General features: G+C 47.6%; 23 protein-coding genes and 1 tRNA gene. 14 read left to right on the top strand and 10 right to left on the bottom strand.

Annotation, left to right across the window (positions count from 1 at the left end):
• The first annotated feature begins 19 nt into the window (after positions 1-19).
• From CEW91_RS08765 to CEW91_RS08735, 7 genes are all read left to right on the top strand, one after another.
• Complete coding sequence (locus CEW91_RS08765) at positions 20-1,939, top strand: PilZ domain-containing protein (protein ID WP_088768603.1); 1,920 nt, start codon at positions 20-22, stop codon at positions 1,937-1,939.
• A 72-nt stretch (positions 1,940-2,011) separates the two neighbouring features.
• Entirely contained in the window at positions 2,012-3,397 is a 1,386-nt protein-coding gene (locus tag CEW91_RS08760; RefSeq protein ID WP_088768602.1) for a M28 family metallopeptidase, read from the top strand.
• On the top strand, positions 3,390-4,367 hold the full coding sequence (locus CEW91_RS08755) for an amidoligase family protein (RefSeq protein ID WP_088768601.1): 978 nt from the start codon (positions 3,390-3,392) through the stop codon (positions 4,365-4,367). The genes CEW91_RS08760 and CEW91_RS08755 overlap by 8 nt, the downstream gene beginning before the upstream one ends.
• Entirely contained in the window at positions 4,340-5,002 is a 663-nt protein-coding gene (locus CEW91_RS08750) for a gamma-glutamyl-gamma-aminobutyrate hydrolase family protein (RefSeq protein ID WP_088768600.1), read from the top strand. Before CEW91_RS08755 ends, CEW91_RS08750 begins: the two co-directional genes overlap by 28 nt.
• Positions 5,003-5,121: 119 nt before the next feature.
• The gene (locus CEW91_RS08745; protein WP_088768599.1) at positions 5,122-6,753 is read left to right on the top strand and encodes a methyl-accepting chemotaxis protein; all 1,632 of its coding nucleotides are present in this window, start codon (positions 5,122-5,124) and stop codon (positions 6,751-6,753) included.
• Between the two features lie 46 nt (positions 6,754-6,799).
• Positions 6,800-6,887 (top strand) — tRNA-Ser (locus CEW91_RS08740).
• A gap of 179 nt (positions 6,888-7,066) precedes the next feature.
• The gene (locus CEW91_RS08735; RefSeq protein ID WP_088768598.1) at positions 7,067-7,405 is read left to right on the top strand and encodes a hypothetical protein; all 339 of its coding nucleotides are present in this window, start codon (positions 7,067-7,069) and stop codon (positions 7,403-7,405) included.
• Positions 7,406-7,464: 59 nt separating this feature from the next.
• Here the strand turns inward: CEW91_RS08735 and bfr (CEW91_RS08730) are convergent, their stop codons facing one another.
• The 9 genes from bfr (CEW91_RS08730) to CEW91_RS08690 all read right to left on the bottom strand — a co-directional run bounded on the left by bfr (CEW91_RS08730) (position 7,465) and on the right by CEW91_RS08690 (position 16,435).
• Positions 7,465-7,932: a bacterioferritin gene (gene bfr, locus CEW91_RS08730; RefSeq protein WP_088768597.1), complete on the bottom strand. Its 468-nt coding sequence runs from the start codon at positions 7,930-7,932 to the stop codon at positions 7,465-7,467.
• Entirely contained in the window at positions 7,932-8,408 is a 477-nt protein-coding gene (gene bfr, locus CEW91_RS08725; RefSeq protein WP_088768596.1) for a bacterioferritin, read from the bottom strand. Before bfr (CEW91_RS08725) ends, bfr (CEW91_RS08730) begins: the two co-directional genes overlap by 1 nt.
• 34 nt (positions 8,409-8,442) lie before the next feature.
• Positions 8,443-8,667, bottom strand: a complete 225-nt coding sequence (locus CEW91_RS08720) for a bacterioferritin-associated ferredoxin (RefSeq protein WP_088768595.1) — start codon at positions 8,665-8,667, stop codon at positions 8,443-8,445.
• 85 nt (positions 8,668-8,752) lie between these two features.
• Positions 8,753-9,727 carry a calcium/sodium antiporter gene (locus CEW91_RS08715; protein ID WP_088768594.1) on the bottom strand — a complete coding sequence of 325 codons (975 nt, stop codon included), beginning with the start codon at positions 9,725-9,727 and terminating at the stop codon, positions 8,753-8,755.
• Between the two features lie 42 nt (positions 9,728-9,769).
• Complete coding sequence (locus CEW91_RS08710) at positions 9,770-11,644, bottom strand: acetate--CoA ligase (RefSeq protein WP_088768593.1); 1,875 nt, start codon at positions 11,642-11,644, stop codon at positions 9,770-9,772.
• A gap of 102 nt (positions 11,645-11,746) precedes the next feature.
• Positions 11,747-12,688 (bottom strand): CorA family divalent cation transporter, encoded by a 942-nt coding sequence (locus CEW91_RS08705; RefSeq protein ID WP_088768592.1) that lies wholly within the window; start codon positions 12,686-12,688, stop codon positions 11,747-11,749.
• 12 nt (positions 12,689-12,700) lie between these two features.
• Positions 12,701-13,759 (bottom strand): ABC transporter ATP-binding protein, encoded by a 1,059-nt coding sequence (locus CEW91_RS08700; protein WP_088768591.1) that lies wholly within the window; start codon positions 13,757-13,759, stop codon positions 12,701-12,703.
• Positions 13,760-15,388, bottom strand: a complete 1,629-nt coding sequence (locus CEW91_RS08695; RefSeq protein ID WP_088768590.1) for an ABC transporter permease — start codon at positions 15,386-15,388, stop codon at positions 13,760-13,762.
• A gap of 21 nt (positions 15,389-15,409) precedes the next feature.
• A complete protein-coding gene (locus CEW91_RS08690) occupies positions 15,410-16,435 on the bottom strand; it encodes a Fe(3+) ABC transporter substrate-binding protein (protein ID WP_088768589.1) in 1,026 nt (341 codons plus the stop codon).
• 172 nt (positions 16,436-16,607) lie between these two features.
• Between CEW91_RS08690 and CEW91_RS08685 the strand changes: the two genes are divergently transcribed.
• The 4 genes from CEW91_RS08685 to CEW91_RS08670 are packed head-to-tail and all read left to right on the top strand — an operon-like array spanning position 16,608 to position 21,816.
• On the top strand, positions 16,608-18,428 hold the full coding sequence (locus CEW91_RS08685) for a cation:proton antiporter (protein ID WP_088768588.1): 1,821 nt from the start codon (positions 16,608-16,610) through the stop codon (positions 18,426-18,428).
• Positions 18,394-19,647, top strand: a complete 1,254-nt coding sequence (locus CEW91_RS08680; RefSeq protein WP_088768587.1) for a PqiA/YebS family transporter subunit — start codon at positions 18,394-18,396, stop codon at positions 19,645-19,647. The genes CEW91_RS08685 and CEW91_RS08680 overlap by 35 nt, the downstream gene beginning before the upstream one ends.
• The gene (pqiB, locus tag CEW91_RS08675; protein ID WP_088768586.1) at positions 19,644-21,287 is read left to right on the top strand and encodes an intermembrane transport protein PqiB; all 1,644 of its coding nucleotides are present in this window, start codon (positions 19,644-19,646) and stop codon (positions 21,285-21,287) included. The genes CEW91_RS08680 and pqiB overlap by 4 nt, the downstream gene beginning before the upstream one ends.
• Positions 21,277-21,816, top strand: a complete 540-nt coding sequence (locus CEW91_RS08670) for a PqiC family protein (protein ID WP_088768585.1) — start codon at positions 21,277-21,279, stop codon at positions 21,814-21,816. Before pqiB ends, CEW91_RS08670 begins: the two co-directional genes overlap by 11 nt.
• Here CEW91_RS08670 and CEW91_RS08665 read toward each other — a convergent pair.
• Positions 21,813-23,111, bottom strand: a complete 1,299-nt coding sequence (locus CEW91_RS08665) for a capsule assembly Wzi family protein (RefSeq protein ID WP_088768584.1) — start codon at positions 23,109-23,111, stop codon at positions 21,813-21,815. The genes CEW91_RS08670 and CEW91_RS08665 overlap by 4 nt on opposite strands.
• 119 nt (positions 23,112-23,230) lie before the next feature.
• Here CEW91_RS08665 and CEW91_RS08660 point away from each other — a divergent pair, with 119 nt between their 5' ends.
• The 3 genes from CEW91_RS08660 (at position 23,231) to fabV (ending at position 25,446) form a co-directional block, all read left to right on the top strand.
• The gene (locus tag CEW91_RS08660; protein ID WP_088768583.1) at positions 23,231-23,728 is read left to right on the top strand and encodes a hypothetical protein; all 498 of its coding nucleotides are present in this window, start codon (positions 23,231-23,233) and stop codon (positions 23,726-23,728) included.
• A 131-nt stretch (positions 23,729-23,859) separates the two neighbouring features.
• Positions 23,860-24,183 carry a BolA family protein gene (locus CEW91_RS08655; protein ID WP_053952888.1) on the top strand — a complete coding sequence of 108 codons (324 nt, stop codon included), beginning with the start codon at positions 23,860-23,862 and terminating at the stop codon, positions 24,181-24,183.
• Positions 24,184-24,267: 84 nt separating this feature from the next.
• Positions 24,268-25,446, top strand: a complete 1,179-nt coding sequence (fabV, locus tag CEW91_RS08650; RefSeq protein WP_088768582.1) for an enoyl-ACP reductase FabV — start codon at positions 24,268-24,270, stop codon at positions 25,444-25,446.
• The last annotated feature ends 60 nt before the right edge of the window (positions 25,447-25,506 follow it).

The following is a 25,506-nucleotide window of genomic DNA, read 5'->3' as shown; positions in this document are numbered from 1 at the left end:
CACGACAAACGTAGCCACAATGACCCTCAATGCCGCCTTGCAGACACTCGTTGACGAGTTAAAAACAGAGTACCATCGCTCGCAGTTTGAGTCTGTATTTAAGCGCAAAACAAAGCACCTCAGCGGTCCTGAAAAGCTGAAAGTGAAAATGGCGATTACCGAATTGGCGAAACCGGCATTAGGCGTTGTCGATTTACGTAAAAAAGTCCCGTATGACGTATTCCCTTATCCCTTTCAGGGCCGCACGCATTATTTTCACAACCGCGCACAGCAACTGTTTGAACAGGGGCTTAAAGCGTATAAAGGCGTTTTCACCGAAGATACAAAACAACAAATTCTGGCATTGAAAAATCAATACAATGAGACCGGTATTGCTAATGCGCCGGCAACGTCTCTGGACAGCTTTATCGCCGGACACCCCTATGCACGCCGTGAAGAACGAATGAACTTTGTGTCGCCGGTGTCTTTTACCTTGGCCGACGGACAAGTGTTCAATGCAAGCACTGTGGATATATCGACCAATGGTTTACAGCTTAAGGTGGAGTCAGACGACCAAGTAAAGTCGTTACTGTTCGCTCAGCTCGATGTTTGTTTTTCTGGCCTCTCAGAGAATTTCGTTATGAGCAGTGACCCCTGCGTTCAGTATCGAGTGGTTGCTGTCGAGAATAGCGAGCCATACGTGTATTTGCGGCTCAAACGATTAGAAACTGACAGCAATAAGGCGTTTCGCACCTTTATTGACGAGCTTATTGAACAGTATAAACACCGTTATAAAGTCAACATTGATCATAGTTTACAGCGAGTAAAAGCCCGTGCTTATGAAGCGCTCTGGGCAAATGCATACAGTGGGCTGAAAATGGTACTGCCTGACAATAAGCTAACGTGTTGTGTGCTGGCGAGCGAGGCGAACCGAACGCTACTGAACAGCTGGCAAAAACATGTCCCAAGCGCATTGTCTCAACTCATGGCATTGCCTTGGGTTAGACAAGAGCACGATGCGTTAAAACTAGAACGTAAACAAAGCCGCCGTCAATTGTGCTTTTTCCGGTTAAGTTTGCCGCTCAATAAGCGTTGGCATGAATACCTCATTCCGGTAGCGGACTTAAGCAACGAAGACGATTGGTTGCCTTCTCTGTTTGCATTGAAGCAGGCGGGTTATCCAGTGCAAGCTTATGCGCTAACGCTGACTTATGATCGGCATCGCATGAGTACTTTTGCAGAACTGCAAAAACTTGCGCTACCAATGGTTAATGAGGTCAAAGTCGATAAGCTGGCGCTGTCAAAGCTGAAGCCGTATCAACTCAATGAGCAGTCAGAGGTTAAAGTGAGTGTCGTTCCAAGTGACGATAGTAACCTGGAAGAGCAGTTCGGTAACGCATTATCGAATGCGCTATTTGTTCATAAAGATGGCACCAAGTGGCTGCCTAAAGTCGCCGGGCTTATGCCGTTTAGCGAGGGGTTGCCAACGGCTTTTAAAGACGCCGGTTTCTGGCTGAGTGACAGCGAAAAAGTGCTGGGCGGTCGGCAGTTGCAGCGGCAGCTAATGGATAATTTAAGACGGACAAATGAGCCAGTAGATTTACCCGCTATTGTTGTGTTGCGGATCTCTCACTTACCCGGTAAAGAGACCGTTATAGGGCGCTCCTTAAACACTTACAAAACCTTTAGCGAAGCGGCTGAGTACGTGAATTTTTTAAATGATGATGGCGACATTCTCGCGTTCCATATCAGTGGCTCTCGCTCGAATGCCTGCCTGAGCGATGCCGTGCGTAGTGAATTATCGTATATAAGCCGCTACTTACCGCACCGGGCAAGTGAGTTTGAAGCAGAGTTTTTACAGTGCAAAGCGGTGCTCACGGTGTCGGACGTGACCGAAAGCGTTATTGCGCTTGCTGCGCTTGTACAACAGCCAAATAACGTGCTCCAACAAGCAAATTAAGCACCTTTTCATCTGAGTTGTCTTACCGCATAATCAAACGACGTTATTGCAATAATTGATAAGGATTTTGTTATGACCAAACAATGGCTAGCGCCTATGGTGCTGCTTGGGTTGGGAGCTGCATTCTCATTTAGCGCAAGTGCTCAAGATGCGGTGAGTTATGAAGACAAAGACGAGTTGCACGACATTGTGCAAGCGGTTGAAGCCGACAACATTGAAAGAGATATTCGTAAATTAGTGAGCTTCGGTACGCGTCATACGCTGTCAGAAACGGAGTCTGATACTCGTGGTATTGGGGCGGCACGCCGCTGGATTTATTCGGAGTTTGAGAAAATCTCAGAAGCCTGTGGCGGTTGTCTGGAAGTGATGTATGTGAGCGATGTGATTTCTGGTGAAAAACGCATTCCGGATCCGGTAGAAGTAAAAAGTGTTATTGCTATCCAGAAGGGAACGACTGACCCGAATCGTTATGTCATGATGTCAGGCGATATTGATTCGCGCGTTAGTGACGTTATGGACTCTACCTCAGACGCTCCCGGTGCGAATGACAATGCCTCAGGCGTAGCCGGAACCTTGGAAGCAGCTCGTGTGCTCAGTCAATACGAGTTTGATGGGTCTATCGTATACGCCGCCCTGGCTGGCGAAGAGCAAGGCTTGTTTGGCGGTAAAATTTTAGCGAAGAAAGCCAAGGATGAAGACTGGCACCTGACCGCCGTGTTAAACAATGACATGATTGGCAACATCGAGGGCATAAACGGGGTTATCAATAACTCAACAGCTCGGATTTTCGCAGAAGGTACTCGCATGAACGAGTCTGACCGCGAAGCGACTATGCGGCGCTTTTACGGAGGTGAGGTTGATTCGCCGTCGCGCAATTTAGCTCGTTATATTGATTGGATTGCGGACCGTTATGTACCTAATTTGGATACGATGGTTATTTATCGTTTGGACCGCTTTGGTCGAGGCGGTCACCACAGACCGTTTAACGATCTCGGGTATCCGGGCATCCGTATTATGGAGACCAACGAGAACTATAACCGTCAGCACCAGGATTTACGCACGGAAAATGGTATTAAATACGGTGATACCATTGACGGCGTTAATTTTGACTACGCAGCCAAGTTAACGGCATTGAATGCGGTGTCTTTGGCAAGCATGGCGTGGGCACCACGACCGCCGGCTAACGTTGAAATAGAAGGAGCGGTGAAACCAGACACGACGTTAAGCTGGAGCTCTCAAAGTCAGGACGAAGACAATATTGCCGGTTATAAAGTGTATTGGCGTTTAACCGACGCACCGCAGTGGCAGTTTAGCCGTTACGTGGGCAACGTAAATGAGTACACGCTGGAAAACATTGTGATCGATAACTACATTTTTGGTGTAGCTAGTGTAAGCAAAGACGGCTTTGAAAGCCCGGTTGTTTTTCCAGGACCAGCAGGACAGTTTTCGATTGAGTGAGACGGACTTTAAAGAACTACCTGTACCACTGAATGACAGTGACGAGCCGAGAACCATTGGTTTTGAACTGGAGTTCAGTGGTTTAACTTTAGAGCAGACGTCGACGGTTTTGTGTTCGGTTGTGGACGGAGAATGCGTTCGTGAATCGAAGGCTGAGCACAAAGTCAGGACGTCTGATCTCGGCACTTTTAATGTTGAAATTGACTGGGATTACCTGAAGAAAAAAGCCAAAGCAGAAAATGCTGATGAGTCCAGTCTGTTAAACGAGCTGGGCAACTTAGCGGAGCGTTGGGTGCCGATTGAAATTGTTTGTCCACCGTTAACATTAGAGCAGTGCAAGGTCCTTATTCCTCTGGTAAATGAGCTTCGTCAGGCTGGCGCAAAGGGCACTGATGAGTCCTGGATAGCCGCTTATGGTGTTCATATTAATGCGGAAATCCCTAAAGTCGACGCACCAACCATACTGCGATACTTGCAGGCTTATGGTGTGTTGCAATGGTGGCTTATCGAGAAACATAAGGTTGATACCACCAGAAAGATAAGCCCTTATATCGATAAATACCCAGAAGACTATTTGCATCGCCTGATGGCACAAGACGACGTTGATATGTCGACCCTCATCGATGATTACTTATCGTTTAACGCGACCCGAAACCGGGCTCTGGATATGCTGCCTCTGTTTGCTCACGTGGATCAAAATAAGGTGATGGCAGCCGTTGAAGACAGTAAGATTAAGGCACGACCTACGTTTCATTACCGTTTGCCCAACTGTCAAATTGAGCACCCGAACTGGCAGCTCAGTGAAGAGTGGAATTTATGGTGGGTGATAGAAGCTTTAGCGAATGACGAAGAGGCTTTGGACTACTGGCGAAATGCATTTCGCAAGGCGGAGCGTCCTATTATGGGCGTCGCTGAGAACGATTGGAAAAAGAGGTTAACGCAATGGCTCAGCGATCGCGGGTGGTGGTAACCGGGACGGCGCGCAAGTGGTCGCCGTCTTGGTGGTGTACCTGGCTGGCGCTCAGGCTGCTTGGTGCGCGTCCTATCCGAGTGAGTGTCAGACACCGTTGTGAAGCCGAGTCTGTTGATGCCGTGATTATTGGTGGTGGCGATGACATCAGCCCGTCTCATTATAATCAGCCGGCTGAGCCAGATGGCGAATACGACCCTGAGCGCGATGATATTGAAATTCGCTGGATACAATGGGCGCTTGAGAATAAAAAGCCGCTGTTAGGTATTTGCCGAGGCTCTCAGCTCATTAACGTCGTGCTTGGTGGTGAGCTGAATCAGAATATTAAAGAGCTTCGAAAATTAACGTATAACCGTCCCGGTTTGTTGCCAACCAAACAAGTGTTTTTGGAAAAAGACTGTTTATTGTCTGAAGTGTGTAAAAAGCGCAAACTGAGGGTGAATAGCCTGCACTCCCAAATTGTTAAACGGGTTGGTGTGGGCATGCGTGCGACAGGCTGGGATTTAGACGGTTTTATACAAGCGTCTGAGAGTGAAGGACGAGAACAAGCCGTGATTGGTGTGCAGTGGCACCCCGAGTATATGTTTTACGTTCCCAGCCAATTAAGAATTTTTCGTTGGCTATTAAACCGTTAAATAGTTAAACGCAAAAATCGATTAATTTCATCTCATTTTATCCGTTCTCTCTGATCTTTCCTTTCAGTTATTCTGTATAATCATTCAAGTTAAGATAACCCCGCATTTCGAGGTAAAAGATGACGATAGCGAATCGGTTATACGCAGGCTTTGCGTTTATTTTGTTATTGCTTGCAATAACCACCATTATAGGCACCTACCAAGTAGGCGAAATTGATAAAACCCTGGTTCGGGTGAACGAGGTAGGTAGCGAGAAACAACGGTTTGCTATCAACTACCGTGGCAGCGTGCATGACAGAGCTATTGCGTTACGTGACTTGGTGTTAGTGGAGCGCGCAAGTGAACGCCCGCCACTTAGAGAGCTTATAACGAAGTTGAAAAATGACTACGCAGAGTCGCAGCAGGGGATGCAGCGCATCATTTCTGACGCGAACCTTGTTAATAGTCAGGAAAAGTCCTTATTGGCGGCAATAGCGGAAATACGTCAACAAGGTTTAGAGTCTGCTGCCGAGGTTGAACGCTTGCTGCAATCTGACCGACGTCAGCAAGCGCAGGACTATGTCATTCGTGAGCTAGGTCCCATTTATGCGGAATGGCTGAACCGAATCAACGACTTCATTGACTATCAGGAAGCGAGCATTTCTAAGGGCACCCAAGGCGTTATGGAGCGAAGCGAAAACTTCGCAACACTGATGTGGTGGATAACGGCCTTTGCCATTATTGCCGGTGGTTTAGTGGCCTGGAGAATTGTGGTCCGTTTAACTCACAAAATTGGTGGTGAACCCGAAGAGGCCGCTGAAGTGTTACAGCAAATTGCCGACGGCGATTTAACCGTTGAGACTCGCTCCAAGTACAAAGGCAGTATGATGGACGATGTGAACACCATGGTCCGTCGCCTGCGAGGCTTGCTGAAAGAAGTGAATGAGTCGGCAACGACCTTGGTGGATGCCTCTTCTGAACTTTCAGAAACCGCTGATAATAACCAAAAACTGGTTGTTGAGCAGCAGGAGCAGACGACCCAAGGTGCCGCCGCTATTCATCAGATGTCGCAGACGGTGAGAGAAGTCGCACAACATACTGAAGAAGCCGCGCAACTGGCTGACGATACCGACAAGGAAACCATGAACGGCAGCCGTGAAGTGGAAGCGACGGTGCGTTCTATTGAAGAATTGGCGAAGCAAGTAGAAAGTGCTTCTACCGTTATCGGTGAGTTGTCTGACAATACCGCTGAAATCAATAAAGTGCTGGAAGTTATTGAGGGCATTGCTGACCAGACGAATCTGCTGGCACTGAACGCGGCTATTGAAGCGGCACGAGCGGGTGAGCATGGCCGTGGTTTCTCTGTCGTAGCCGACGAAGTTCGTGCGCTAGCTAACCGAACTCAGGACTCAACGCGCAGCATTCAAAGCCTTATTGAAACCATGCGTGGTAGTGCAACGAATGCGGTTGATGTTATGGAACAGGGACGTCAGAAAGCCGCAGAAAGTGTTGAACAAGCGCGCAGAGCAGGGGAGTCACTGCAGTCTGTTAACACCTCAGTTGCGAAAATGAGCGATATGAACGCCCAAATCGCAACGGCCGCTGAAGAACAAACAGCCGTTGCTGAAGAAATTAACCAGAACTTTACTTCTATTACCGAAGCCGCAGAGCAAACCGCTGCCGGCTCAGAGCAAATCAGTGAAGCCAGCCGCGAGTTGCGAGAGCTGGCAAAACGATTAAATAAAGGCATGAAACGCTTTAAAATTGCTTAAACCCCTTGATTAGAACGGCCAAAACCCCTACCATAGCGGCCGTTCTGGAGAGGTGTCCGAGTGGCTGAAGGAGCACGCCTGGAAAGTGTGTATACGGCAACGTATCGAGGGTTCGAATCCCTCTCTCTCCGCCAGATATAAAGAAACCGCCCTTGTGGCGGTTTTTTTGTGTCTGCAATACTTGTTTCTATTGCAATAATCCCACCGGGTGGTAGTTTTAAAATTCGTTTAATGGGTAGGTACCAGGGAAGGTGTGATATGACATTTTGTTCTGGCGCTTTCCTGCCAAGTAATAAAATCAATAAGGATAGTTATGTTTAAACGAGTTTTACCGGTAGTGGCAGGCACAATGATATTATCAGCATGCAGCGGCGGTACGCCCGCGTGCAGTGATTCAGAAACCGTCGATTTGGTTTTAGAAATTAGTAACGACGAGCTGGTTGCGCAACTCGGAACCGAATTTGCGAGCGTAATTGAAATGTCATTAGACGCGATTCGCACCCAAGGACACGATGAAAAGCTTGATACTTACCAGTGCGCGGCTGATTTAATCATGTCTGGCCCGGGTGGTGAGAGCAATGTGCCGGTAGAATATACCGTTGAGTCAACGGACGATAACAACGAGTTCTACGTCACTGTCTATGGCTTATAATCTTACTGGAAAATTAAAAAAGGCGCCAAATGGCGCCTTTTGTTTTTCTGTAACAGCACTTACATCATTTTCTGCAAGTAAAGTTGCTCGCCAAGTTTGTCCATTAAGCCTAACTGAATTTTAAGCCAGTAAGCATGGTCTTCTTCGGTGTCTTTTAAAATACCAACGAGCATATCGCGCGTGACATAGTCGTCGACTTCTTCGCAATATTCAATAACCTCACGAAGCGTTTTCGCGTTGTTGTATTCAAGCTGTAAATCGTTTTCCAGCATTTCGCGAACGTCTGAGCCAATGGTGTGTGGCTCACGATTTTTCATGTTTGGTTCGCCTTCTAAAAATAGAATGCGGCGAATCAGTAAGTCAGCATGACCGCGCTCGTCATCAATTTCATGATTAATACGCTCGTAAAGTTTCATTAAGCCCATGTCTTCGTACTGACGAGAATGAGAGGTGTATTGGTCAATTGATGTCAGTTCAAACGCGAGCAAACGGTTTAATTGCTCTACAACATTGTTATCTCTGCGCATTATTCGGCCTCATCCATTTTTGTTTGTAAGTACACCTCGTTACCAAGACGAGAAATGAGATCAATCTGAGTTTCCAGCCAGTCAAGGTGCTCTTCCTGAGAGTCTAAAATGTCTTTTAATGCTTTACGACTGACGTAGTCTTTGTGCTCTTCGCAAACTTTTATGGCGTCACGAATGGCACTGACATCGCCAAACTGGACTTTGTGGTCTAACTCGAGCATTTCCCGCGGTTCTTCACCAACGTACAGTTTTCCTAATTCTTGTAAATTAGGAATACCTTCAAGAAATAAAATGCGTTCGATAATAACATCAGCATGCTTCATTTCTTCAATGGATGCTTTATACACTGCTTTATTTAAGCTATTGAAGCCCCAATTCTGGTACATGCGGGCGTGCAGAAAATACTGGTTGATAGCGGTCAGCTTTAAGGTCAGCACCTTGTTGAGCTGCTGAATAACTTTTGCATCACCTTTCATAGTTTGAGCTACCTCTTAATTCATAACGTATGAACTAAGTGTAGCATACTGATACTGGCAGCGAAGTTTCTTGAGATTTTTTCGGGGAGTTTTCCTGAAGTGCGTCGTTAAGAACACTTTTAGCACAGTCTTTACAGCAGCCACATTGTGACGCGACACCATACTGCTGGCGCAGATCACGCATTGACGAAACCTCTCCACGGCTTACTGCCTGGTGGATGGCTTTATCATTGACTCCTTTACAAAGACATACGTACATAGACTATCACCTCAACGAGTTAGTGATAGTCTATTTCAAATGCGAACTATTTGCAATAGCTTTTGAGTGGTAGTTATTTTACTTATTAAGGGTTAATAAAACCCGTCTTAAGTAAGTAAAGCGTATAAGCGATGTACAAGATAATGAAAATAGCCCCATGCACTCGGTTTATTCTTCCCTGGCGGGCTTTGCGTATGCCAAAAGCCATCAGTAGCAATGTCAGAATTGCCATGGTTATCCAGTCACGGCTCAGTACGAGTGGCTCAAGCGATATTGGCTTAATAGCACCGGCAATACCCACCACGGCCAGTGTATTAAACATGTTGGAGCCAATCACATTCCCCAGGGCCAGGTCATGTTCGTTTTTGCGCGTAGCTGCAATAGCGGAGGCGAGTTCGGGTAATGACGTACCTATAGCGACAACAGTAAGGCCTATGACAAGATCACTGACACCTAAAGCGGTCGCGATATTGATAGCTCCCCACACCAATGCTCTGGAACTGATAATAAGTAGTAAAAGACCCACTATCAGCCAAATAACGGCGGGCTTCATAGAAATAGGGTGGGAGTCGAGCTCTTGAGTGTACTCGGCGGCGAGCGCGTCGTCACTGTTTTTCGAGCCAATCCAGACAGACCACCCCATGTACGCAAAGAAAACGAGTAACAGCAGCCCGGCTTCGAAACGAGTAATTTGGTAGTCGAGCAGGAAAATAGCACTGAGTAAGGTGATACCAATAAGTACCGGCATTTCTCGACGAATGACCACTGATTTGACCGCAATAGGCGCTAAAACAGCAGTGATACCTAATACTAACGCGATGTTCGTAATGTTTGAACCATAGGCGTTACCAAGCGCCAATGCAGGGTTGCCCTCAAGGGAGGCTAAAGCCGATACCACCATTTCCGGCGCTGAGGTGCCAAAACCTATAATCACCATGCCAATAACTAACGGCGCCATGCCTAAATGACGAGCAACAGCGGCGGCTCCTTCAACAAACTTGTCAGCACTCCAAACCAGAACCGCCAGACCAATAATAACTGCAACGATTGATAACACCATAGAAATCCACGTTTTACCCATTAACAAACAATGGGTCGTAGTTTAACTCAGTGTTTGTTTTAACGCATCAATACTTGTTGGGTCGTCAATCGTTGATGGCACCGATACTTCATTCCCCTGTACCAGCTGTCGTATAATACGCCGCAGAATTTTTCCTGAACGTGTTTTAGGCAGACGCGGCACAATGTGTAAAGTTTTCAGGCAGGCAATGGCGCCAATTTTGCTGCGAACCGACTGAATGAGCTCTTCCTGCAACTGTTCCTGGCTAATGTCGACAGAGTTTTTGAGTATCACAAAACCAATGGGTAACTCGCCTTTAAGCTCGTCAGGTTGTCCGACGACGGCGCACTCCGCAACCGCTGGATGACTGGCCAGTATTTCTTCCATTTCTCCGGTGGAAAGCCGGTGACCAGCGACGTTAATCACATCGTCGGTACGCCCCATAATAAAGACATAACCGTCTTGGTCGATGTAACCACCGTCGCCACTGCAGTAATAGCCGGGAAAAGCTTTCAGGTAGCTGTTATGCAAGCGTTCTTCGTCCGCCCAAACGGTTGTCAGGCAGCCTGGCGGCAGTGGTAACCGAACACAAATAGCACCTTCTTCACCGCTGTCGACCGACTTGCCCAGTGGATCAAGTACGGATATTTCATAGCCGGGCACGGGGAAAGTGGAGGAACCAGGTTTTACTTTTGCCGGCTCAATGCCAACTGGGTTAGCGCACATCGGCCATCCGCTTTCTGTTTGCCACCAGTGATCGTAAACCGGCTTATCCGTTAGTTCCGTGGTCCACTCATAGGTGGCAGGATCAAGCCGCTCGCCGGCCATGTATATTCGTTCTAATGAACTCATGTCGTACTTTTGCAGAAACTGACCGTTAGGGTCTTCTTTTTTAATCGCACGGAATGCGGTTGGCGCTGAGAACACCGCTTTGGCTTTGTATTGCTCAATGATACGCCAAAACGCGCCCGCATCTGGCGTATTAACTGGCTTGCCTTCATACAGCACGGTGCTGCATCCGAAAATTAATGGACCGTAAACAATGTACGAGTGGCCAACCACCCAGCCGACATCTGACGCGGTAAAAAATGTGTCGCCGGGTTTTAATCCGTACACATAGTCCATGGAGAAGTTTAATGCGGTTGCGTAACCGCCGTGGTCTCGCACGACCCCTTTGGGTTTACCGGTAGTGCCCGAGGTGTAGAGAATATAGAGCGGGTGAGTTGACGGCAGTGCGACGGGGGCCGCTGGCTCTGCATTTCTGACGGCATCCTGCCAGTCGATATCGCCGGGTTTGCTTAAGTTGGCCGTACATTCAGGGCGCTGATGAACAATGACAGCATCTGGCTTATGGGTTGCTTCTTCTATGGCTCTGTCAACAATAGGCTTGTATTCGAGTACCTTACTGACCTCAACGCCACAAGAAGCGGTAACAATGGCCTTGGGTTTGGCATCGTCAATTCGAACGGCCAGCTCGTGGGCGGCAAAACCGCCGAAAACCACTGAGTGAATCGCGCCAATACGAGCACAAGCCAACATGGCAATCGCAGCCTGCGGAATCATTGGTAAATAAATAACAACCCGATCGCCGGTGTTAACACCTTGCGCTTTAAGCGCTCCGGCAAAGTCGGCGACTGCTTCTTTGAGTTGGTTATAAGTGTAATTAGCTTGCGTATTGGTAACGGGAGAATCGTAGTAAAGCGCAACTTGATCCCCCCGGCCTGCATTAATTTGGGCGTCTAATGCTAAGTGGCTGACGTTAACCTGGCCGTCTGGAAACCAGTCGGCCATGCCGTTTTTGCGTACGTTAGCGGCAGTCTTCGGTGGGGTAAACCAATCCAGGCGACGAGCCTGCTCAAGCCAGAATCCCTCGGGGTCTTGCTGGGCTTCAGAATAAAGCTTTTTATAAGCTTGCATGACACTGTCCTTACTTCTTAAATGCTCATGCTTTCAAGCTTATTCTGTTACCCGCAATTTCCCATTCGACTTAGGTCTAATTAGAGTTACTTTTACAGAGTTTTACCAAAAGCGGAGTCGTCGCAGTAGTAAAAATTCGACAACCGCAATAATAATCAGTGCGACGCAGAAAATAAGAAACGCATCTTCGTGTTCAACACCAGGCATACCGCCGATATTGATGCCAAAAACACCGGTAAGAAAGCTTAATGGCAGGAAAACTCCGGCAATAACTGACAGCCAATAGGTGTTTCTGTTCATTTTTTCGGCGATTGCTTGTTGTATTTGTTCGCGCTGCATCCAAATTTGCTCAAGCATTAAGTCAATTTGCTCGAACAGTCGCTGGGTGGTGTCTCGCTCGTTAATCAGCCACTGATGTAACTCGACCGGCATAATACGCTCGGCTTCCGTTGTTAGCTTTTCTAAAGCGGCAAGCTGTGGACGAATAAACCGATTTAGGCGTAATAAACGACGGTGCAATGACGTTAATTGCAATTGCATTTGAGCCGTATTGTCGAAGCTTTCCCCTTCAATTTGCTCGAGCTTCTCTTCAGCAGCCGAGACTACATCTTCAATTTTAAGATTAATTTGTTCAATCAAGCTGACGAGAAAGTCCATTAACGACTCTGGACCTGTCTGGCTCTGCAGTTGTTCTCGCAGGTGAGCAATAGACTTAAAAGGGCGCTTTCTGAAGGTGTATAGAGCACCTTTGTAATACAGTAGACGCAGACTCAGCATGTCCTCAGGAGATTCGCCGCTGGCCAGGTTAACGCCACGTAATAGTAAAATAAAGCCATCACTCAAACGTTGAAAACGTGGCCGCGTATCTTCTTCTAAGACGGCATCAATAAGTGGTTCGGGGATACCCGCCTGAGTTAACCATTCGTTAAGCCCTTCAGCGTCACGTTGGAAATGGAACCAGCAGTTAGGCTGATGACTGGTCGGCGACGTAAAGGCAGTGGCAGGGCTTGTTGAAAAGTCCCAGCTATCAATAAGGAAGTCCATGTGACCCTCGTTTTAATCAGGCAATTCACACAATGATGCGTCAAAAACTACTAAATGGTCAAAGTCTACGTCTATTCCTACGGTTGCACCATCATCGAGAGGCTGATGAGAAGGACCTACGGCCAGTACGCGACTGGTATCTGACAGCTCTAGCGTATAAAGGTAGTGTGAGCCGCGAAAGCCTTTACCAACAACAATGGCTTTCATGGCACTGTCTTTGTTAAGAACAATATCGTCCGGGCGAACCAGAAAGTTGACCAGCATATTTGGGTGTTTCTTAATATCGTCGTGCTCAATAACTCCAAAGGCGCTGTGCAGCTTGTGGTCTTTTACTTCGCCCTGTAGCAGCACACCGCGGCCAATAAAGTCGGCGACTAACTCATGGGTTGGTTCATGGTAAAGCTCGTAGGGGGTTTCCCACTGTAATAATTGACCAGAGTACATAACGCCGGCCTTGTCAGCCATCGCAAACGCTTCCTGTTGGTCGTGTGTAACTAACAGTGCCGTGATGTTTTCCTCTTTTAATAAGTGGCGAACGTCGTGCGCCAGAATCTCGCGCAATTCAGCGTCCAAGCTGGAAAATGGCTCATCCAAAAGCATGAGCTGCGGTCTCGGCGCTAATGCTCTGGCGAGCGCGATACGCTGCTGCTGACCACCTGACAGCTCATGGGGATACCGTTTCTGATAGCCATTTAAGTCGATACGCAACAAGAGTTCTTTGACTCGCTGTTCTTGCTCTGACTGGCTCCAGTCTTCTATGCCAAAACGAATGTTCTGCTCGACCGTCAAGTGGGGAAATAACGAGAAGTCTTGAAACATCATGCCGATATTGCGTTTTTCTGTTGCTAACTGCGTTGAATTGCTAGAAACAACTTTGTCGTGCAAGGATATTTTCCCTGAAGACACCGGGTTAAAACCGGCAATAGCTCGCAGCAAGGTGGTCTTGCCACAGCCGCTAGGGCCTAATAGACAGCCAATATCGCCGGGCGCAAGAGATAAACTGAGCTGATCAACAATACGGTTGCCAGAAAGCTCGATACTGACTGATTCGAGATTCAGTAAAGTACTCATTTAATCTCCTGTCTTAATGGATTTATTGCGCAGCGCCCGGGACAGCATCATAACTGGAATAAGCCCAACCGCAACTATCATTAATGCCGGTGGACCGGCGTCCGCTAAGCGTTCGTCAGAAGCCATTTCAAAGGCTCGCACGGCCAGTGTATTAAAATCGAAGGGCCGCAGCACCAAGGTCGCCGGTAGCTCTTTCATGACGTCGACCAATACCAGAATGAGCGCAGCCAGTAAGGGGCTTTTTAAAAGCGGCAAATGCACTTTCCATAAAATGCGACGACCACTGGCGCCAAGGGTTCGGGCGCTATCGTCCATTTGAGGTGTGATTTGTTCAAGGCCGGAGCTAACGGTTTGCAGCGATACCGACAAAAAGCGGACGCTGTAGGCGAACAGCAGAGCAATGACGGTGCCTGAAAAAATCAGTCCGGGATTCACGCCAAATAGCCATTTGCTGGCGGCGATGATTTGATGATCGAACCAGGCCAGTGGTGATAACAGTCCAACGGCGATAACAATTCCCGGAATAGCGTATCCCATGCCGGCGAGTGTAATGGCGGCGCGCAACGGACGAGTTGGATGGCGACGGCGACCATAAGCCAACCACAAGGCTAGTAGTACGGTAATACAGGCGGCCAGGAGGCCTAGCCAAAGCGTATTGCCCGTTAGTACCCAGAAAGACGCTTCAAGCCAAATATCCGACTTTTCAACAGACCACCACAGTAATTGCGAGGCAGGAATAAGGAAACCTAAAACGACCGGCAGCCAGCAGATGAACGATGCGAAGCCAGCACGCCAGCCCTTGAGTGGGCGCCGCTGTGGTGTGCGGTTTGACGAGCGTTGCTGGTAAAAGCGGGCTCTGCGCCGCGAGTAGCGTTCAATCATGATTAATACAATGACGAATATTAGTAGCAGAGCCGATAACTGCAATGCTCCCTGGGCATCGCCAATGCCATACCAGGTTCTGAAAATGCCAGTAGTAAAGACGGTGACGCCGAAGTATTCCATCGTGCCATAGTCAGCCAGTGTTTCCATTAATGCCAGAGTAACACCGGTTGCGATGGCAGGGCGCGCCAGAGGCATGGCCACTCGCCAGAAGCTCTTAAACGAGCCGGCACCTAGCGTCCGCGCGCTTTCAAAAGCCGCCGTTGATTGCTGCATAAATGCGGCGCGAGTAATGAGATACACATAAGGGTAAAGGACGACACAGAGGACAAAAACAGCGCCGCCTAAACTGCGAATATTTGGAAACCAGTAGTCACCAATGGATACGTTGAACACTTGACGAATGAGCTGTTGAACCGGCCCTGCGTAGTCAAGCAAGCCAGTGTAGGTGTAAGCGGTTATGTAAGCGGGCATGGCCAGTGGCAACAGCAAGCCCCAGCTCAAATAACGCCAGCCGGGAAAATCGTACTGGCTGATACACCAGGCTGTACTGACGCCGAGCACAGTGACACCCAGCCCAACGCAAATCAGTAAAATAAGCGAGTGGCTAATGTACTCAGGAATGACGGTTTGCCAGAGGTGAGAAAGAATATCCCATTGCGGATTCAATAAAGATAGGGCCACCACAATAAGCGGTAGCCCTATTAATACCGCCACGGCAAAAAGTAACAGCGTGCCACGGCTCATGCAGTACACTCCATGCTTAAATTAACGCCAGCCGGCACGGTTCATTAAACGTACGGCTTCACCGTTGTTCTCACCCAGAACGTCCATTGAAATATCGTCCTGCTTGAATTCACCCCATTTTTGAAGTGTTTCGCTCCACTCAACACCGTCTCGAACCGGGTATTCATAATTGGCCTGAGCATACCATTTTTGTGATTCTTCAGAGACTAAAAACTCGATAAGCTTTTGAGCTTCGTCAACATTTTTTGCGTGCTTGGTAATACCGATGCCCGATACATTAACGTGAGTACCCTGTGCATCTTGAGCCGGCCAGAAAATCTTCACTTTTTGTGCAGCTTCGCGCTCATCGGCATCGTCTGAGTTCAGCATATGCCCGAAGTAGTAAGTGTTTGCTACTGCGATGTCGCAGACACCGTAGGCAACGCCTTTAATTTGATCTCTGTCGCCGCCGACGGGTTTGCGGGCGAAATTGCTAACAAAGTCCTCAGCCCAGGCTTCTGTTTTTTCTGCGCCGTGGTGTTCAATCAATGCAGCAACCAGTGACTGGTTATACAAGTTGTTGGACGAACGAATACAAATGCGGTCGTCCCATTGTTCGTCAGCAAGGCTAAGGTAAGACTCAAGCTTTTCCGGGCTAACACGCTCTGGTGAGTAGAAAATAGGCCGCGCGCGTAGGCTTAAACCGAACCATAAGTTGTCTTTCGAGCGGAAGTGCTCTGGCACTGCTTTTTCTACTAATTTTGAGTTAAGAGGCTGAAATGCATCCGCTTCAACAGCGCGGTACAAGGCACCAGCGTCAACGGTCAAGAACAAGTCAGCTGGTGTGTTTTCACCCTCTGAGCCTAAACGAGCCAATAAAGCGTCGGCTTTACCGGTTAACAAATTGACTTCAATGCCGGTTTTTTCCGTGAACTGCTCTAAAACGGGCTTAATTAAAGCTTCTTTACGTGCTGAGTAAATGTTGACTTCAGCAGCGGCGCTAGTGAATGACACCAGTGTCGCAGAAGTCGCAGCAATAACCGTGAGTAAGCGATTTAACTTGCGCATATCCTTTTGACCTCTATACGAACGTTCGATGAATTTCGCTCGATTATATCAGAACAAATGAATAATGATAGCCATTCTCATTTGAAATGTGTCATCCAAATTTCCAATTTGCGGGTAGTCAATAGCTTAGCTTCTGCTATTCTAAAAACGACTGTCTATATGCGGAGAATTTATGTCGGAATTATCATTGTTAGCGTTAATTGGTGTGCTGTCCATTAGCTGCCAATGGTTGGCTTGGCGAATTAAACTGCCAGCCATATTGCCGCTGCTTATCTGCGGCTTGGTACTTGGACCGACGCTGGGGCTTTTAAACCCTGATGCGCTATTCGATGATTTGCTGTTTCCTTTTGTGTCCTTAGCGGTTGCTGTCATTCTGTTTGAAGGCAGTTTGACATTGAAGTTTGAAGAAATACGTGGGCACGGCCGCATGGTGACTAACCTGGTCAGTGTGGGCATGTTAGTCACTTTTGTGGTTATTGCGGTACTAACGCACTTCATCATGGGATATGGCTGGGAGATCTCGGCGCTTTTTGGTGCGTTGGTTGTCGTCACCGGTCCTACTGTTATTCAGCCAATGATACGTTCTATTCGACCAATTAATAAACTGGCGAACATTCTCCGTTGGGAAGGGATTATTATTGATCCGCTGGGGGCATTACTGGCGGTATTAGTTTATGAATTTATTATCGCCAGTCAGGACGTTGCCTTTTTGCACGCGCTGCAAGCCTTTGCAACAACAGTGGCTATTGGCTTCGCGTTAGGTTGGGGCGCTGCAAGAATGCTTGGGTTAGCGTTAGGCCGTGGTTGGTTCCCACATTATTTACAAAATGTGGCGACTCTCACCATTGTTCTTGGTGTGTTTGCACTATCGAACGCGATTCAGCATGAATCGGGCTTGTTAACCGTGACGGTTATGGGCATGGTCATGGCGAATACGCGCAACCTGAATATGGAAGAAATTTTAGAGTTCAAAGAAACGCTCAGTGTGCTTCTTATTTCTGCGCTGTTCATTATTCTGGCGGCCCGCCTGAATTTTTCTGAATTCGATGCGCTGGGCATGCCGGCAGTGATTCTTATCGCGATCATCTTATTTGCCGTGCGTCCGTTAGCCGTTTGGCTTTCTGCAATAGGGACAGAGCTCAGGTTTAAAGATAAGGTGCTACTGTCCTGGATTGCTCCCCGAGGTATTGTCGCCGCCGCGGTTTCTGCACTTTTTGCCTTAAAAATGGAAGAGTCGGGCTGGCAGGAAGCGGCGGCTATTGTGCCGTTGGTGTTTGTGGTCATTATGACCACAGTAGTACTGCAAAGCTTAACGGCTAAACCATTGGCTAGAATGCTGGGGCTTCTGGAGCCAGCGGCAAAAGGCTTCTTGATTTTCGGGGCTAACCAAATGGCCCGCGCAGTGGGTAAAGCGTTGCAGGAAAGTGGTGTGAATGTACGCCTGGCTGACACCAACTGGGAGAATATTAAACTGGCGCGTATGGATAACCTGCCAGTGTATTTCGGTAATCCGGCGTCTGAGCACGCATCGAACAATATTGACTTAACCGGCTTGGGACGTTTGCTGGTCATGTCACCCTATAAGCAGTTAAACCCGTTAGTTTCAATGTATTATCAGGACTGGTTTGGGTCGAATAAAGTGCATGGTTTAAATGGTGGAGAACAAGACTACCGAGCAAGTCATCAACTCACTGAAAGTTACCGTAAAACTCTTAACTTATTTGGTGAGAGTGTGACTTACTCGAAGTTAGCGAGTCTTCACTTTCAGGGCGCGAAAATTAAGTCCACGCCTATTACAGACAGCTTTAGTTTTGCGGACTATCAGCAAAAGTATGGCACGAGGGCGCTGCCAATGTTTGCGATTGATGAAACTGAAAAACTGCATATTTTCACAACTGAGCGCGAGCTGATTCCGCAGCCAGGCTGGACGGTGATAGCGATGATATCGACGGAAAGCGATGAGTCCGAGAGTGAGAAACCTAACGCCAACTGAGCCGGAACTATTGGGCTGTCCCCGCTGCGACTTGATCAGTCGTATCGGGGGGCTTGAAACGGGTGAAAAAGCCCAATGCACGCGTTGTGGTTACACGCTACTAAGTCAATCTGAATACCGAGTGGATCGTTTACTGGCCTACTCTGTGACCGCTATTCTGTTACTTGTTTTTGCTTTAACGCTGGACTTTATTCAATACGATAGCTCAGGGCTAACTCAGTCAATGACGCTGCTTGATGCGGCATGGCAGTTGTCTTATTTTCATGAGAAGTTGCTGGCTGTCATTGTTTTACTTACCGTTATTTTGTACCCCTTACTGTACTTGTTCTGTCTTATCGCTGTGTTTGTTGCGATAAACATGAACGCGTCAGCTATGGCTCGTTATTGTTTGCGATTAAGCGCGCACGTAAAACCCTGGCTTATGGTGGATGTTTTTCTGCTGGGAACGCTAATTTCTCTTATAAAAATTTCCGGGCTTGCTAATGTTCAATTAAAGCTGGGTTTTTGGTTATTTTGCGGGTTCGTTGTGTTTTTATTGGTGACGTATTACTTGGTTAACACGATGAATTTATGGTCAGTGGTTGGGAAGCAAACAAAAACGCTCAACAATGCAAAAGCCGGAATAACAGCACATGAACAAGGTTATAAGGTTTGTGAAGTGTGTCACCGGCTAGTGTCTTTTGGTGTATCCGATTGTCCGTGTTGTGGAGATGATATTGATAGACATTGGTGGCGCTCGCCACAAGCAACACTGGCATTAATTGTCGCTGCTGCGCTATTACTGGTTCCGGCGCACTGGCTACCGATAATGGAAACGGTGCGTTTTGGTGACGCTCAACCGTCAACGATTATTGGAGGGGTTGTTGAGCTTTGGCGGTCTGGAGATGCCCCTATTGCTGTGATTGTTTTTGTTGCCAGTTTGGTGATACCTGTGGCAAAGATACTGGCGTTATTAGGGTTAATGGCACTGGCTCGATGGCAAACACCGCAAGCGGTCAATCATCGGCTGGTCTTATATAAAATAACCGACTGGATTGGTCGCTGGTCAATGATAGATATTTTTGTTGTAGCTATATTGGTTGCGTTAGTGAGAAGCGGGACTGTCATGTCAGTTTATCCCGGTTCTGCCGCTATCGCCTTTGGTGCCGCAGTGGTTCTAACCATGTTAGCGGCAATGAGTTTTGACACCCGTTTATTTTGGCGTGAGGCAAAAAAATGACAGACCCCGATGTTGCGAAAATCAGTCGCTTAAAAATACTGTCACCAGTGTGGATAGTGCCTCTCGTTGCATTTTTGGTTGCGGGTTGGATGGTTTGGCAGGACACCAGTGGTGCAGGGCCAACGATTACCATATCGGTGTCAGATGCTGAGGGTATTGAGCCCGGCAAAACTCGGGTCAAGGTACGTAATGTTGATGTTGGGCAAGTAACGGAAGTGCGGCTGTCTGATGACTTTAAAGAAGCGGTCATTGAAGTGTCAATGAACGAAAACACCGAACGAATGCTGAACAGTGAGACGGAAGTCTGGGTGGTGAAACCACGAATTGGACGTCGCGGTGTTAGTGGTTTGGGGACTTTATTGTCCGGTGCTTATATTCAATTGCAACCGGGTGACGAAGGTGACTTTCAGTCCTATTTCTCAGCGCTAGAAAACCCGCCGGTGACACCTCAGGAAACGCCGGGTAAGCGACTGACACTGGTGAGTGATGGTCAAACTCAAGTGGCTGTTGGAGATTCAGTGCAATATCAAGGCTTTACCGTCGGCCAAGTTGAGCAAACCGAGTTTTTGGTGGATAAGCGTGAAAGCCGTTACCAGGTTTTTGTGAGAGCGCCCTACGACGAGCTGCTTACAGAAAATACCCGTTTCTGGCTGCAGCGTGGCGTATCAGTACAGTGGAACTCTCAGGGCATTGATCTGGCGCTTGGCTCTATAGATTCTTTATTGGGCGCGGCCATTACCTTTGGTGTGCCCGAAGGTCAGCCGCGCGGAGATAAGCTGCAGGAATCAACAAGATTAGAGCTTTTTGACAGCCTGGAAGAAGCAAAGCAACAGGGCTTTATTCATGGCATCGATTATGTGGTATTGCTCGACGAATCGATAGCCGGACTGGACAAAGGTGCACCGGTTCAGTTTAAAGGTGTGCGTGTCGGAACGGTCAGAGAAGTGCCGCTACGCTGGTTCCCGGACGAGAATGATCAGGCTCCTTTAAAGCGCATTCCTATTCTCATTCGTTTTGAACCCGAGCGTTTGCGTGGTCTCGTTGCCGATATTGATATTAACAGTTGGGAAAAGCGCCTGCCTGAGTTATTTAAGCAAGGGTTACGCGCCAATATACGTGCGTCAAACTTGCTGACAAACACCTTGTTTGTCGATGTTAGTTTTTATTCCGATGCTGAGTCTGTTGATACTGAGCAGCGGTTTGCCGGCTACCCGGTTATGCCAGCTATGGCCAGTGATTTTACGCGTTTGGAAGAAAAGCTAACGCAACTCATGGATAAGTTTAACCAACTCCCGTTAGAAAGCAGTTTGTCGGACTTTTCACAGGCGATGCAGTCTGTCGATGAAACCGCAAACACATTAAATGGTATTTCAGTGTCACTGGCGCAAGTGCTTGAACAGCGAGAAATAAACCAGCTTCCGAAATTACTGAAGCAAAACTTAGAGCAACTGCAAGAGCTAACCGGTAGCTTAAGTGGTGATTCACCAACGCGTCGGCAGTTGAACCAGACCTTAAACGAAGTTGAAAAGCTCTCAAGAGACTTACAGCCAGTTATTGAACAGCTTCAGCAGCAACCGAATTCACTTATTTTCAGTCCGTCAGTGACACCCGATCCGGAGCCAAAAGCTTATGAAAATTAAAAGAATACTTATCGGCTCGGTAAGTTCAGCGGTGGTCTTTTTAGCCGGCTGCTCTAGCCAAAGCTATAACATCACGCAATACCGACTTCCGCATTTGAGTCAGTCGGTCGATGCGGTTTGCCCAGCTTCACAGCGTAACGTTGTCGTTGGCGAGGCTGCGTCCAAAATGGGGATTCAAATTCAGCAGGATGAAACGCGCTGGCATACCGCAAAACAGCATCGCTGGAGCACACCGTTGTCGAACCAGTTACAGCGTAGTATCCAACATTTAATGCTGAATGATGATTGCAGCGGCTTTTTAACGGTGATGATTGACGACTTTTATGGAAGTTATGATTCACATGCGGTGGTTGCTGGGCATTGGCAGTACGAGATGGCGAGCAGTGAGAATACTGTCAGAGGAACATTTACCGAAAAAGTGCCTTTAAAAGCTGACGGCTATCCTGCTTTAGTGAGTGCGTTGGATGAAGCCTGGCTGCATAGCATGGACACAATTAGTCTGGCAGTGGGGTCTATGAGCGGCGATTAAAATCGCCACTCCCAACTCAGTTGAACGCCCACGTCTTGATCAATGACAGGTGAGTCAAGGTATTGAACGGATAACCGGACTAAACTGTTCCAGACGGGTTGTGTGCGACGAATTAAAGCGCGTGATGTGCTGTCGGCCCCGTCGTTATTACTACGACTGACTAACACGGTCCAGGCGGAACCATCATTTGAAAACTGACGATAACTGAAAGACGCCGTTTGACTTCCTTTGGGAAAAGGTGAGCCCGGGTTTCTCTGGTGGCTTAAAAAGTACTGCCTTCCTGCCTGGTTCGTCGAATAAAAGTCATGCTCATTGCCGCCGTCTAACTGACTGTATTCGACAGTAACGCTGTGACGAACGCTGTCAGAGCCCATCATCCATTGGCCGCCCACCGTATAGGCTGGCTTGTCATCACTTTCCAGCTGTTTATCAATACCAATTTCCGCATAGGCAGAAAACTGGTGCTTGCCCCAGTTAAAGCCGGTTCTGGCATCTGCGGTAAGCATTCGGTTCCTGACATTGTCTTCGCGTTGCTCTATAGCACTAATACCGAACCACAGCTTATTTAAAAATTGGCTGGAAAAGCGAATGCCATAAGTTTGGTAGTAATGACTGTAACCATCGTCCTGGTAGCCGCTAAATAAACTGATTTTGAACGGCGCCATGCCTGCCGGAGGGTAGTCTGGTGCATAATCAATACGTATTTTAGGAATGGGGCGTGCGTTGTTGGAGAACAACAAACCACTGTGCTCGGCCGGGCCCCAGCGTAACGGCAATGCATCAACACTAAAGCTCCAGTCATTTAGGTTATAAGCAAGGTAACTGCCGTCTAATGTCTTCTTATGGTCGTCCTCAAAAGGATCCTGGCGATAATTGACCTGCAGACGCGCAGCCCATCGTTCGCCATGCATAGTGCGGCTCAGACTAATTTTGCCCTCTTCGTAAGTGTCGTCGCCGTAGTCGTGCACAATGTTTTCACTGTCGGTAGCCGCAATATACCAGCGTGTTTTTGGACCGCTTTGCGCTTGTGACAAGCTGTGTCGAACGTGCTGAAGTGCTAACTTTTGGGTGTTTGAGAGTTTGCTAGGATCGAGTGCATCTAATTGCGGTAAAATACTCTTCCAGGCAACAGGGTATTGCTGAATGGGCGTTTCTATTAAACCTGACTCAGCTAACACAATAAGGCTGTTGCGTAATTCAACATCGCTCGCTTCAATCCATACCGAAGCGTAAGAAGGTGTTGCGGCGACAATGCATAAAGCAGCCGCTAAAGATGTATGTTTTATGAAGTGCATTCACAGACAGTTTCGTTATTAGAATTGCAGTATATAGTGCCAGAACTTTTAACACGAAGACAACGGTTTATTGGTGCTGTTACGTTATAATACGCACGCAAAAGACGGGGGGCAGAAGAATGAGAAGTGGGTTATTTGCGTTAATGGCTTTGTTGGTGTTGGTCGGTTGTGAGCCGAAAAGAACAAATACCTTAAAAGAGGGCGAAATCATTTCGCTGGACCAGCAGGTGCTGCCAAACCGCGAATGGCAAATTAGTCGTTCTGTTATTGAATTGAGTTTCTGTCGTGACCGGGTAAATGAAGACTTGCTTGCATCGGAAAGTGAGTTGCGAGGCTGGCGTGGTTCCGGTGAACCGACTGCGTTTCCGCCTTATCGGGATGAAGGACTGGAGAAATTAGCGGAACTTTTGTCTAACCAATCCGTGTCTGACCAACCAATGTCCGGTCAACCAACATTATTGTGGCAAAAAGACGGTAATGTGAGTGCGCAGCGTTACTACGTTGCGATGCCGGCAAGCGCATCAAAAGGGGAGCTTGCGGATGCGGTATTTCCTATGGTTGCGTTCTTGTCATCGTCTGACCAAATATGTCATGTGGCGGTTGACGACTCATATTAAATCAAACAAACAACAGCAAACTTTATTTGCCGATTTTTCGTAGAGTTAGGGTAATAAGCCAAAAAAACTCCTGCGAACGAACAGGAGTCTACTAGACTAGATATTAAGGCATTGAGTGCAGGAGAAAAGCCATGTCAGTAAGCTTAAAAATTGAAAATAAACTTCGCGATGCGTTCGCACCGGTGCACCTTGAGGTGCAGGATGAAAGTCATATGCACTCAGGTGGTCCTAACGCAGAGTCGCACTTCAAAGTTGTGTTGGTAACGCCCAAGTTTAGTGGCGAAAGACTGATTAATCGGCACCGTGCAGTAAACAAAATTTTAGCTGATGAGCTGATGAATGATATTCACGCGCTGGCGCTGCACACTTATACTGAAGGCGAGTGGGAACAGGTTTCCGGAACGGCGCCACGTTCGCCTAATTGCATGGGCGGCTCGAAAGTCGCGGCGCATTAAAGAAAAATTAAGCATGTCTGATGTGTTCCTGCGCTTTCATTGGTTACAATGGGGGAAATAATCCGGAAAAGGGAACATATCGACATGGTTATTAAGCCTAAAATCAGAGGGTTTATTTGTACAAACGCACATCCGGTCGGTTGCGCCGAAAATGTTAAACGTGAAATTCGTTATATCAAGCAGCAACCTCCTATCGAAAACGCACCGAAAAACGTGCTTGTTATTGGGTGCTCCACTGGCTATGGATTAGCGTCACGTATTACCGCCGCTTTTGGTGGTCAAGCACATACGCTTGGCGTGTGTTTTGAAAAAGAACCGACAGAAAAGAAAACAGCCACCGCAGGCTGGTACAACACTGCAGCTTTTCATCAGGAAGCTGAAAAAGAAGGTCTTAAATTCCACTCAATTAACGGTGATGCGTTCTCAGATGAAATAAAACAAGAGAGCATCGAGTACATCAAAGACAACATGGGCAAAATTGACCTTGTTGTTTATAGCTTAGCGTCACCTAAGCGCAAAGATCCTGACAGCGGTGAGCTTTATAGCTCTGTGCTTAAGCCAATTGGTAAGCAATACACGACGAAAACCTATAATACCGATAAAGATCAGGTGCACGAAGTGACACTTGACCCAGCGACTGATGACGATATTGCAAATACCGTAAAAGTCATGGGTGGTGAAGACTGGGAGCGTTGGATTAAAGCTCTGCACGATGCCGGCCTTCTGGCGAATGACTGTCAGACAACCGCTTATACCTATATCGGTAAGAAATTGACTTGGCCTATTTATGGCCATGCAACGATTGGTCGTGCAAAAGAAGATCTCGACAGAGCCTCATCTGCGCTAGATGACACTTATAAAGACGTTAACCTGAAAGCTTACGTGTCTTCATTAAAAGCACTGGTAACACAAGCTAGCTCCGCTATTCCTGTGATGCCGCTTTATATTTCGCTAATCTATGGCGTAATGAAAGAAGAGGGCACGCACGAAGGCTGTATTGAGCAAATTTATCGATTGTTCACAGAAGGGCTTTATGCTGAAAACCCAGAGCTTGACGATGCAGGGCGCCTTCACATGGATGGTTATGAAACCAATGATAAAACACAAGCTAAAGTGGAAGCGCTTTGGGATAAGGTGACCCAGGAGAATTTCCACGATTTAGCGGACTACGAGGGTTACCACAACGACTTTTTAAACCTGTTTGGCTTTGGTTTTGAGAATGTTGACTACGATGCTGATGTAAATCCAAAAGTAAACTGGTAAGCATTGTAGGAAAAATGCTAAAATTCCGACGATAAGTGTGGAAAACGTTTCAAGTTACCG

It is taken from the genome of Idiomarina piscisalsi, from assembly GCF_002211765.1.
Taxonomy (GTDB): Bacteria; Pseudomonadota; Gammaproteobacteria; order Enterobacterales; family Alteromonadaceae; genus Idiomarina; species Idiomarina piscisalsi_A.
The sequence above is the reverse complement of the archived record's forward strand: the minus strand, read 5'-3'. Positions and strand labels throughout refer to the sequence as shown.